The 12,203-nt window shown below is 36.5% G+C and carries 9 protein-coding genes; all 9 read left to right on the top strand.

The features are described from left to right. Positions 1-331: 331 nt before the first annotated feature. The 9 genes from A6B45_RS06770 (at position 332) to A6B45_RS06730 (ending at position 12,201) form a co-directional block, all read left to right on the top strand. Positions 332-3,358: a glycoside hydrolase family 68 protein gene (locus tag A6B45_RS06770; RefSeq protein WP_072613899.1), complete on the top strand. Its 3,027-nt coding sequence runs from the start codon at positions 332-334 to the stop codon at positions 3,356-3,358. A 108-nt stretch (positions 3,359-3,466) separates the two neighbouring features. Beyond that, a complete protein-coding gene (locus A6B45_RS06765; RefSeq protein ID WP_072613898.1) occupies positions 3,467-4,981 on the top strand; it encodes a glycoside hydrolase family protein in 1,515 nt (504 codons plus the stop codon). A gap of 96 nt (positions 4,982-5,077) precedes the next feature. Further along, complete coding sequence (locus A6B45_RS06760; protein ID WP_072613897.1) at positions 5,078-6,523, top strand: flippase; 1,446 nt, start codon at positions 5,078-5,080, stop codon at positions 6,521-6,523. Positions 6,524-6,588: 65 nt separating this feature from the next. Continuing rightward, positions 6,589-7,215 carry a sugar transferase gene (locus tag A6B45_RS06755; protein WP_025268253.1) on the top strand — a complete coding sequence of 209 codons (627 nt, stop codon included), beginning with the start codon at positions 6,589-6,591 and terminating at the stop codon, positions 7,213-7,215. Between the two features lie 17 nt (positions 7,216-7,232). Next, positions 7,233-7,859: a Wzz/FepE/Etk N-terminal domain-containing protein gene (locus A6B45_RS06750; RefSeq protein ID WP_072613896.1), complete on the top strand. Its 627-nt coding sequence runs from the start codon at positions 7,233-7,235 to the stop codon at positions 7,857-7,859. A gap of 9 nt (positions 7,860-7,868) precedes the next feature. Then, entirely contained in the window at positions 7,869-9,245 is a 1,377-nt protein-coding gene (locus tag A6B45_RS06745) for an O-antigen ligase family protein (protein WP_072613895.1), read from the top strand. Continuing rightward, complete coding sequence (locus tag A6B45_RS06740; protein WP_025268250.1) at positions 9,242-10,012, top strand: DUF4422 domain-containing protein; 771 nt, start codon at positions 9,242-9,244, stop codon at positions 10,010-10,012. The genes A6B45_RS06745 and A6B45_RS06740 overlap by 4 nt, the downstream gene beginning before the upstream one ends. Next, positions 10,012-11,202: a UDP-galactopyranose mutase gene (gene glf, locus A6B45_RS06735; protein ID WP_072613894.1), complete on the top strand. Its 1,191-nt coding sequence runs from the start codon at positions 10,012-10,014 to the stop codon at positions 11,200-11,202. Before A6B45_RS06740 ends, glf begins: the two co-directional genes overlap by 1 nt. 45 nt (positions 11,203-11,247) lie before the next feature. After that, positions 11,248-12,201, top strand: a complete 954-nt coding sequence (locus A6B45_RS06730) for a glycosyltransferase family 2 protein (protein WP_072613893.1) — start codon at positions 11,248-11,250, stop codon at positions 12,199-12,201. Positions 12,202-12,203 lie beyond the last annotated feature (2 nt).

Here is a 12,203-nt window from a genome sequence, read left to right as displayed (position 1 = left end):
TTATCTATAGCTACACTACGAATTTTTACTTAATATATTAGAATCATTTTAGTTATTTATATAGTTCAATAAAACACATAAATTATTCCATGTATTACTATATTTAAAAAATTATATACATTTAAAACAAAAATGTTGATAATAGAACCGATACTAATATTAAAAGCCTTATATTAATACTATTGTTTTAATATTTATTTAATTCATTTTTGTTCAACTATGAACTATGTTATACGTTTAACAACTTACTGTAATAATTTTGAAATGATAAGCGTTTATACTTAACGTAGTTGCACGAGATGCAATAATTCTAAATTGGGAGTTCTTATCGATGAGAAAGAAGTTATACAAGGCGGGGAAGATATGGGTAGCTGGAGCAGCAACAGTAGCAGCTATTTCTATGGGCGTGAGTTCTGTTAGTGCAGACACGGTTGGTAATACTACAACTGACACAGAAACACTGAGCAAAACAACTGATGTGAATACTGACACAACAGCTCCATCAGATGTTAATCAAGAAACAACAGTAAATTCAACGACTCCTGATGCAACTAGAACTGAGGTCAATCAAGAAAAGGCCACAGATAGTACTACTAAGACAGTAGACACTAACAAAGAAACAACTGATGATAAAGGCACGACTTTAGTTGATGATACTAAGAGTAAAACAACTGATGACAAAACGAATGTGGCAGCAACATCAGCAGATGACAGCTCGAAAAAAGTAGCGGACAAGAATGCAACAACTGACGCCACTACTGATGATAAAAAAGCAACCACTTCAGTTGTGACATTAGACGACAGTGTGTCAAAAGATTTAAACTCTAAAACAACACTAGTTACTAAAAATGATGACGGTACCTCAACTACCAACATGACATATGCTAACTTAAAAGATGTTGCGGATAACATTGCTAATTTGAATTCAGATACTTCTGTACCATATTTCAATGCCGATGCAATTAAGAATTTGCCGGCAATGGCAACAGCAGATGCACAAGATGGTGCGGTGCAAGATTTGGATGTATGGGATTCTTGGGCATTACAAGACGCAAAAACTGGTGTCACTGCAAACTATCATGGTTACAACATTGTCTTTGCTTTAGCAGGTTCTCCAAAAGAGGATAACGATCAACATATTTACATGCTTTACACTAAGAATGGTGATACAGCAATCAATAATTGGAAGAATGCTGGACCAGTGTTTGGTTTTAATGCACTGTGGGATAAGCAGCAGTGGTCTGGATCTGCAACGGTCAATGATGACGACAGTATCCAATTATTCTATACAAAAACTGACCAACCACGCACAGTGCAACGTTTGTCGACGGCTAACTTGTCAATGGCATATACGGACACTGAGGTTCGTGTAACAAAAGTTAATAATGATCATGAACTTTTCACAGGGGATGAGGAGCATTATCAAACTTTGCAACAATGGATCGATGCAGGGTACTATGATACGGGTGATAACTTTACCTTACGTGACCCGCACGTGATTGAGGTTAATGGAGAACGTTATCTGGCTTTTGAATCCAACACAGGTACTGAGAATTATCAAAGTGATGATGCTGTCGATAACATGGATTACTATGGTGGAACTGATGAATTCAACCAGACAGCAAGAGAAACAACGTTGGCAAATGCGGCTAAGTTGAAATTATCAAAGAAGGCCAATGGTGCGATTGGACTGGTGAAGCTTACAGGACAGCAAAATAATCCAACTATTGGACAAATTTATTCACCACTTCTAGCAGCTAATGGTATTACTGATGAAATCGAACGGGCTAACATTGTACCATTGAATGGAAAGTATTATCTCTTTACAGATACACGTTTGAGCAAGAGTGTTGTACCAACAGTTGATCCGGACATTAACGTCGGTATGATGGGCTATGTGTCTGATAGTCTGATGGGTCCTTATACACCATTGAATGGTAGTGGCAGTGTGATCACAGGAACACAATTAGCTGAATCTAGAACAGATACTTATTCCTACTATGCAGTTCCTGTTGAAGGACACGATGATTTGTTGTTAATTACATCATACATGAGTAATCGTGCTGAAAAAGCTGGTGTTGGACTTAATTCTACGGTAGCACCATCATTCCTAGTTCAAGTAGGGGCCGATGGTAAAACAACAAAAGTACTAGATACTGTTTTAGCACAAGGAACGTGGACTTATAATGGTAAAGGCAGTGTTGCCGAACTAGTTGGCACAAAAGAGACATCAAACCTAACTGGTAAAAAAATTGGTTGGATTGATAATAAGTTTTATGTCAATGATCAAGTAGCTAATGGTTACCAATATGATTATACGAATGACGCGAATTATTTGTTTAAAGATGGTGTTCGTCAAAGTGGGGTGCAAGCTTATGACAATACTTACTATTACTTTGACCCAGTAACGTACAAGCGAGTAGAAAATGACATTCGCAAGGCGACTTGGGGATTAGAATATTACTTCGGTAACGACGGTCGTATTCAGCAAGGTCAGTTTGCGGTCAATGGTGTTGCTTATGACTTTGGTAATGACAAAACATACGCTAAGCGTGGTTTTGCATCAGGGTACTTACAAGATGTAACGGATAACAATCAGTGGTACTGGTTCGAAAATGGTTCAAAGTATACTGGCTTCCGTTATTATCAAAATACTTATTACTTCTTCGAGTCAGGACAACGTCAAGAAAGTAAGTGGGAAACAGCCTGGGGTATGAAGTACTATGTTGGTACTGATGGTCGTGCAGTACAAGGCATACAAATCATCGATGGACAAGCCTATGACTTTGGTACGAATGGTACATTTAACTTAAAGGGTACAGCAAGTGGCTACTTGTATTCACCATCATTGTCAACAGCGAACGGTGGTTATAACTGGTTTGAGAATGGTAAGCCATATACAGGTTTCCGTTATTACATGGGTACTTATTACTGGTTTGTAAACGGTGTTCGTCAAAATGCAGGATGGCGCGAAGCATGGGGCATGAAGTATTATACGGATGCTAGTGGCCGAGCATTGCAAGGTATTCAAATCATTGATGGACAAGCCTATGACTTTGGAACAAATGGTACGTATAACTTAAAGAGTACAGCAAGTGGCTATTTGTATTCACCAAGCTATTCAAAAGCTAATGGCGGTTATAATTGGTTTGAAGATGGCAAGCCATATACAGGGTTCCGTTATTACATGGGTACTTATTATTGGTTTGTGAATGGTGTTCGTCAAAATGCAGGATGGCGCGAAGCATGGGGTAAGAAGTATTATACAGATGCCAATGGCCGAGCATTGCAAGGTATTCAAAAAATAGATGGTCAGCAATATAATTTTGGTAATGATGGCACATATTATTTACGTTAAGAAATAATAACATCTATAGAAAATAATAAAATAAATAGCAATCCTGATTTTAAAGCAGGATTGCTATTTTTCATAATTTTACTATATTATTAACAGAGAGGAAACATCATGCAACGACATAGAGTGAGAAAATTATTATCAATCATAATGGCGGGAATAGTATTGTTTTCGATTGGTTGGTTAATATGTTTGAAAAACAACAACAGCAAAAATATGACACAACAACAATTACCTCAAAAATGGCATTTAAACGGTCTATCTAAAAATGGATTATCAAATGATACGCAAACTATTTTAAAAAATGGTCAAAAATATGAACTGTTCTATTTGGTTGACACTGGTAAGGGGTTGAAAGCTAATCAACAAAGAACTCGTTGGGCTCGTTCGGTAACTTCGGATTTAACAACATTCAAAGTAGAAGATAACGCCGATATCAAACCACTTTCCCAACAAGAATCGGTTGCCACAGGGTCCATTGTTAAGGACGTAGATAATTTATCTGGACATGGTAAAAATTCATTACTGGCTTATGCGACAAAATACATTAATGGTAATCAATGGACCTATATGTGGTATTTGACTAATCAAGGTGAAAAATGGCATGTTGCTAATAATGGCAAACCAGTAGCAAAACCATATAAAGAAGGAAAGGATTTTCGAGATCCTCATGTGATTTATGATGCTGAAGCAAAGCAGTTTGTTATGACTGTAGCTGAGGCAGATGATAACAATCATATGAAGATTGGATTTTATACTTCTAAAAACGGCACCACCTGGCAATACACAGATAGCTTTTATTCACCACGGGATCTGGGTACTTTAGAAGTTCCTGAAATACATCAAATTTATCAAAAAAGTAATAATCAAAAGCAATGGATTTTGTTTTTTGGTGCTAATGGTTTTGCTGATGATTTTCAAAAAAGTACCGGCTCATACTATGTTGTTGGTCAATTGAAAAACGGTCAGTTTGAAGCTAAAACTGGTCCAGAACGTGTTGATTTTGGTACAGATTATTATGCTGCACACAATTATCAGGAAAATAATGAACAATTACTTGGCTTTGGATGGATGGGTAACTGGGATTATATTAATTATGTTAGTGATGATATAAAGTATAAAGGCAATTATTCGGCTTTTAGAAAAATGTTTTTAAGTTCGGACAATAAACTAAAGACATCAAAAATCATTACCAATGGTCTGTTTAACACAAAGAAGACAACAGTTTTGGTGAAAGCACACAGTAAGAGTCAAGTCAAAACCAGTAAAGCTGCTTATAAAATTAGTACTATAATTAATGGACATCAAGATATAACTATCAAATCAAAGAATGGGGATAGCAACGTTTCCTTTCATTTTAATAATTTTGACAAAAAACTGACGGTACATCGCCAAAGTAATTATGTTACAAATGATTCTTATAACAAGGACTATAACATCAATTTGTGGGGGGATTGGTCAGAAAAGGTTGATTTTTACGTTGATCAATACAGTATTGAGGTGTTCTGGCCAAATACTGGACAAGTAGCAACGTTTGCTAAATACAGTAATGATAGTGGTGATAACATAGTTTTCGATAATTTAGATAATAAAAATTCAAGCCTAATCGTTCAGGAAATGAAGTAAACATAAATCTCATAATTTGATATAATTCTATGAAGGGGCTAATATTAAACTAACCGTTTATTGGTCATATGACTAAATTAAGGACAACTTAACAACATGCAAGTTGCAAAAAACTATTTATACACTGCGGCATATCAGCTGCTTAACATTATTGCACCATTAATAACAATGCCATATTTAGCGCGAGTTCTTGGTCGAAATGGTGTCGGTGTTGCGAGCTGGACTAATTCGTTTGTAACCTACTTCTTATTGATTGCAAGTCTTGGAATTATTACATATGGTAGTCGCGAAATTGCCTATGTAAAAGACAATAAACAAGCGAGACAGCAAAAATTTTGGGAAATCCAAATTATTCATACGATTGCCGGAATTTTTTCCTTAGCGCTATACTTTTTGTTTTTGAAATATGGTGTGCAATTGAATGGTAATATTGAAGATAATCAATTTTATCTAATCCTTCAAACTTGGGTCATTATTTCTGGTATTCTTGACATCTCTTGGTACTTTATGGGCATGGAGGATTTCAAAAAAACTGTCCTACGAAATGCCTTCGTCAAAATTGCAATGACAGTGTTGATATTTGTTTTAGTGAAAACACCAAAAGATATCGGCAATTATATTTTGTTACTCGGACTGTCACAAGTTTTCGGTAACTTGTCAATGTGGTTTTATTTATTTAAAAAAATATCATTACCAAACTGGCAGCAACTTGATTTAAAAGAACACGTGAAACCAATATTTATGATGTTCCTACCAACTATTGCGACTCAAGTCTATTTACAGTTGAATAAAACAATGTTGCCGTTCTTTACTAATTCAACAGATTCGGCTGGATTCTATGATAATGCTGATCGAATTATAAAAGTCTCGCTGGCACTGGTTACATCTGTTGGAACTGTAATGCTGCCGCGGATGTCTGCCCAGTTTGCTAAAGGGCAATTTGACAAAATGAAGCAGAATATTACACAATCAATGGATTTTGTATCTGCATTATCAGTTCCAATGGCTTTTGGAATGGCTGCTATTGCGCCTACAGCCATGATTTGGTTTCTAGGAGAGCAATTTAAAGTAGTTGGTCAAGTTATTGTTCTTTTATCCCCAATCATTATTTTCATTGGCTGGAGTACGGTTATTGGCACGCAGTATTTGGTGCCAACCAAACGTCTGAATGAATTTACGCTATCTGTCACTATTGGTGCGTTAGCCAATGTGTTACTTAACTTCTGGTTAATTTATGTGGCAGGAGTGAATGGCGCTGCGGTGGCTACAACGATATCAGAGTTCTTGGTGATTGGTTATCAGCTATATGTTACGCGCAAAGACATGAATGTCTGGCATCATTTTTCTGAAATGTGGCGTTATATCATTGCAGGATTAGGTATGTATATTTTGGTTACGATGATTAGTCAACATCTAGAAATCAACATCAAAAGTACATCAATAGAACTGGTATTAGGTGTCTTTGTGTATGTACTAATTCTCCTTATTTTACGAGCACCAATTCTTAAAAAAATACCCTTACTAAATAAAATAGCGAAATGACGCTTTTTTTCTGGTATAATGGTAAAGTTATATCATGCACATATGTGCACGAATGAGGTGGAAAATTGAAACGCAAACTAGGTTATTTAACCGCAAAACGGGGTTTAGATATTAGCGTATCTTTGGCGGCGATGTTTCTATTGTCACCAGTGTTTGCTATTATTGCCTTAATTATTATTAAAGATAAGAAAACAAGTAAAGTTATTTATGCACAAGAGCGAGTTGGTCAATATGGAAAACGTTTTAAAATATATAAATTCCAATCCATGGTTGACAACGCTGACAAAATATTAAAACAAGACGCTGATTTATATGCTAAGTTTGTGGCTAGTGGTTATAAGCTACCTACAGCGGAAGATCCTCGAATCACTAAATTTGGTGCATTCTTGCGCAAAACATCTTTAGATGAGTTGCCACAGTTTTGGAATACTTTGAATGGAACGATGAGTATTATAGGACCAAGACCAGTTGTGGAGGATGAGTTAGTCGAATATGGAGATGATATTGATAAGTTTTTATCAGTAAAACCTGGCGTATTTGGCTTGTGGCAGGCCAGTGGTCGCAGTAATATTGAGTATCCAGAACGAGCACAGATGGAATTAGATTATGTTGATCGTGCTAATTTGCGATTTGATTTTTATATTTTGTTTAAAACAGTAATTGCAATATTTAAGCGCGATGGTGCATTTTAATTTTTAGGAGAGAAAAAATGAGTTTTTCGTTAATAGATTTAGTTAAACGACTATTGAAAAATAGTTGGTGGATTCTTATTCTGGGGATTGTTGTAGGAGCATCTCTCTTTACATATGCAAAACATTCCGTACTGACAGCATATACGGCTGAACGATATGTTATTGTTGCAAAAGACAACACTGGAGTTAAGGATCCAAATTCTCGTGTGCAAGCGGATCAAATGTTAATTAACACTTATAAAAAGATTGCTAGTGATTCATCAGTCGTTAATCAAGCTAAAAAACTATCCACAGTGTCTGTTACAAAAAAAGAAATCGTAAGCGCAATTACAGTTTCACAGCCAGATCAAACCCTTATGATGCGCTTTAGTGCTTCTGCCGCAACAGCTAAAAAGTCAGTTGCAATTGCCAATGCGTATGCTAAAGCATTTTCAATCGAAGGAAGCAAGTTATACCCTGACATGGCTAAGCCATTATTGTTATCCTCAGCAAAAAAGGCTGATGTGTTATCCGGAACAGTTTATAGTCCTAAAAAATTGGCCGTATTTGGGTTTGCCTTCGGGATTACATTAGGCGCATTTATCGTATTGCTTACTGGTATTTTTCAAAACTATAAGCGAATGATGACTAAGACAACAAAGTGAGGCACCGCTGTGGCAGCTTTTTTACTACCAATCACATTTTTTCCTAAAACATATTCATATAGTTTTGCTGAAACAACAATGATGATTGCTTTTCCAGTATTTGCACTTCTAATATTGTTGCAGATATATCGCTTTCCATCTCGCATTGCAAAAATTATTCCTAGCGCGCAATCTTTTTTGCTAGCGGGATTTTTTTTGGTTATGCAATTCATCTCAATGTTTTTAAGTTATCAGCGTTCTGGTGATTCGATTCAAACAACTGGCATTATTCGTTCAATGATCTTTTTAGCGGGGTGGATTGTCACTGTTTATATGTCTTGGGCATTAATCGTCCTCACAGTTACTAATCATAAAGAGGAGCGATTATTTATTAAAAGTGGACTGATTAGTTTGCTAATATATATGGTAATCGTTTTGGTACCACAATTGTTGGTGACACTCAACAATTTTTCTATACGGCCGTATGTTAATGCCATTGCACATTTGTTCGAGCGACATTGGATGGGACGCGATTTCTATGCAGCAGGTAGCTACGCAGTTAACAATTATCGATTGAATGGTTTTGAACCTGAAGCTGCTTTTTTAGCTAACCTATTAGGTGTCGTTTATTTACCAATCATTTTAGGTATCGCGATAACAAAACAAAATTTTTGGCATTTTAAAAAACATGTTGCACTAGAAAAATGGTTTAACTGGGCCTTTATTGGCTCAATTTTAATGTTTTTGGTACTTGCTCGAACAACAACAGGATTAATCACATTGGTCGTTGCTGCTGTACTTTGGTTTTTATGGAGTAAACGCGATGATAAAATTATTTTAATTATTTTTGGTATAATTGCTATTGTTGGTATTGTATTGGGATATTTCTTCGTGCAGCCAATACATGATATTTTTTATAATTTCTTATTCAACAAACAAGGGACTTCTAATCGACTAGGTGGCACCATTGCCTTAGTGCTTACATTCCTATCACACCCACTCTTTGGTGTTGGTTATGGTTTCACGGGATATTTCATTATGGATTACGTGCCAAAGTCTACGACATATAATCCAGAGTTTCAGCAGGTGTACAAGCACATCGGTTACCCTGTGCTCAGTGATGGAATTGGTTGGTTTGCGACGTATGGTTTGGTTATCATGATACCAGCATTGTGGATGCTAGCTCGTTTAATTATACGTTCGTTGGTAGTACAACGCGAGCTTAAAATACGTCAACCAGAAAATTGGCAATGGCATTTAGGCACTCAAATTAGCTTTATGATTATGATCATCTTAGTCGCTGTATCGTCGTTGTTTGTTATTCAAATTTTCTTATGGCCATATTTGTTGATGTTTTTCTTTTATCGGCAAATGCTAATTAATCAAGAAAAGGAGTTAGCATTGTGACTTTATACATTGCAACACATAAACCGTATATCATGCCAGAAGATAGCGACTATCAACCAATCTTTGTGGGAGCCGCCCAACATGATAATGTACCAGATGGCTATCAATCTGATGCTGTTGGACAAAATATTTCAACTAAAAATCCTAACTTTAATGAGCTAACTGCAATTTATTGGATTCGGCACAACACAGACACACCAGTCGTGGGGCTACTTCATTATCGCCGTTATTTGGGTAAAAAAAAGGGCCACAATCTATCGGCAATCCTAACTGAATCACAAACTCAGGAACTATTGAAAAAGGCTGATATTATTTTGCCTCAAAAGCGAAATTACTATATTGAAAATCAACGTGATCATTATTTACATGCACACACAGCCGAACCTTATAATATAATGAAGGGAATTATTGCTAACGATTACCCTGAGTATTTACCGGCTTTTGAGAAAATGGAGCAGTCGACATCGGCACATCTTTTTAACATGTTTATCATGCCGCGTAGGTATTTCAATGAGTACGCAGATTTTATTTTTGAAGTGCTTGGTAAAGTGGAAGCAAAGATAGATGTGGACAAGCTCGAGGGTCAAGAAAAACGTGTCTATGGTTTTCTAAGTGAACGATTAATGGATACTTGGGTTAATACGAAAAAGCTCACTGTAGCAGAGTGCCCAGTAATAGAATTAGAGCGCACAAACTGGTTAGATAAAGGGTATAATTTCCTTAAAAGAAAGTTTTTCCCAAACACAAATAAAAAGGTACATTTCTAATGACAAATCAATTTAATACAAAAAACTATGACTATTTAATCGTTGGTGCAGGGCCATTTGGCATGATTTTTGCACACGAGGCTGCTAAACGTGGGAAGCGTTCACTTGTAGTTGAAAAACGTCCCTATATTGGTGGAAATACGCATACGCATACAGAACATGGTATTACTGTTCATGACTTTGGTGCACATATATTCCACACTGATAATAAAGAGGTGTGGGACTATATTCGTAAGTTTGCGGAATTTAATGGTTATCAAAACCAAGTTGTTGCCAACTATAAAGGTACGCTTTACAATTTGCCATTTAATATGAATACTTTCTATCAGATGTGGGGTACAAAAACACCTGATGAAGCACATGCAAAGATTGAAGAACAAAAGCAAATTGCATTAAAAGATCTTGGGGATCGCCAACCACGTAACTTAGAAGAGCAAGCAATCTCATTAATTGGAACAGATATCTATAACAAGCTCATTAAAGGTTATACGGAAAAACAATGGGGCCGGAAGGCTACTGAATTACCAGCCTTTATTATTAAGCGATTACCAGTTCGATTTATTTATGATAACAATTATTTCAATCATCGTTACCAAGGTATTCCTGTAGGCGGTTATACTCAGATTTTTGAAAATATGGTCGCAGAATCCAATGGATTAGTTGATGTTTTGACAGATACAGATTTCTTTGATTACAAGGAAACGTTGCTATCAGAATTCCCACGTGTTTTGTACACGGGCATGATTGATCAATTCTTTGATTATAAGTTTGGTGAATTAGAATACCGTTCACTACGTTTTGAGCATGAGGTTATTGATTCAAACAACTATCAAGGTAATGCCGTGATTAATTACACAGATTCCGAAACACCATACACGCGTGTAATGGAGTGGAAGCATTTGGACGGCCTCGCTGATGAAGGTAAAACAATCATCACAAAGGAATATCCACAGGAATGGGATCGATCAAAAGAAGCCTATTATCCTGTCAATAATGACAAGAACACACAAATATACAAAGCTTATGCCACAGAAGCTCGTAAGAGCCATCCAGAAATTATTTTTGGCGGTCGCTTGGGAAAGTATCGTTACTTTGATATGGACCAGGTCTTCAATGATGCATTCAATACTGTACGTCAAGAATTTGGTATTGATCAAGAATTTAATTTTGCACACGATCAAGTAAAATAATTTAAGCCCATTTGGGGGCGTACATAAAGTATGAGGGGAATCATAATGGAAAGTACAGTCCAACAACGCTTAAAGAAAAATATATTATCACTAGTTGTTCCTGTTCATAATGAAGAGGCAACAATCAATATTTTCTATAATACTATTGAGAAGCTTAAACCTAATTTGACTGCTGATGTTCATTATCATTTTATTGATGATGGCTCGACAGACAGTACACTATCAATCTTGCGAGATTTATCTAAAATTAATGATAATGTTCATTATATTAGTTTTTCTCGTAATTTTGGTAAAGAAGCAGGCCTTTATGCTGGGTTACAGCAAGCCGATGGTGACTATGTAGCTGTTATGGATGTTGATTTGCAAGATCCACCTGAACTTTTGCCAGAAATGCTGAGAGAGGTTCAAGACGGTGAATATGATGCTGTTGGAACCCGTAGAGCCAATCGTAATGGCGAGGCAAAGATTCGGTCATGGTTTTCCGAGCAATTTTATACTTGGATGAACAAGATTAGTCAAACGCACCTTGTTGATGGCGCACGAGATTACCGTGTCATGACTCGGCAGATGGTAGATGCTATTTTGTCACTAAGTGAAAATCAACGCTTTAGTAAGGGTATCTTTACTTGGGTTGGTTTTAACACCAAATACATACCATTTGAAAATCGCGAGCGTGTTGCGGGGAACACGTCATGGTCATTCTGGTCATTAACAAAATATGCTATTGAAGGAGTAGTTTCATTTTCAACGGTACCTTTAACTGTGATAACGGTGCTAGGGCTATTATCCTTCGCTTTGTCACTATTAAGCGCAGCTTTTATAGTTATTAGGGCGCTGGTTAATAATAATAGTGTGGCCGGATGGCCATCAATGGTAACTATTGTATTATTTATTGGCGGTATTCAATTACTCAGTTTGGGTGTCATCGGTCGGTATATGGCCGCTATTTTCTTAGAAACGAAGAAGCGCCCTATTTTTATTAAGAAAGAGGAAAATTAGGA

The organism is Leuconostoc suionicum (assembly GCF_001891125.1).
Lineage (GTDB): Bacteria > Bacillota > Bacilli > Lactobacillales > Lactobacillaceae > Leuconostoc > Leuconostoc suionicum.
Note: the sequence above shows the minus strand (reverse complement) of the source record. Positions and strands in the feature narration are given on the sequence as shown.

Excerpts from the sequence above, each read along its gene's own strand:
- A6B45_RS06770 (WP_072613899.1), top strand. The coding sequence starts at position 332 with ATGAGAAAGAAGTTATACAAGGCGGGGAAGATATGGGTAGCTGGAGCA.
- A6B45_RS06765 (WP_072613898.1), top strand. The coding sequence starts at position 3,467 with ATGCAACGACATAGAGTGAGAAAATTATTATCAATCATAATGGCGGGA.
- A6B45_RS06760 (WP_072613897.1), top strand. The coding sequence starts at position 5,078 with ATGCAAGTTGCAAAAAACTATTTATACACTGCGGCATATCAGCTGCTT.
- A6B45_RS06750 (WP_072613896.1), top strand. The coding sequence starts at position 7,233 with ATGAGTTTTTCGTTAATAGATTTAGTTAAACGACTATTGAAAAATAGT.
- glf (WP_072613894.1), top strand. The coding sequence starts at position 10,012 with ATGACAAATCAATTTAATACAAAAAACTATGACTATTTAATCGTTGGT.
- A6B45_RS06730 (WP_072613893.1), top strand. The coding sequence starts at position 11,248 with ATGGAAAGTACAGTCCAACAACGCTTAAAGAAAAATATATTATCACTA.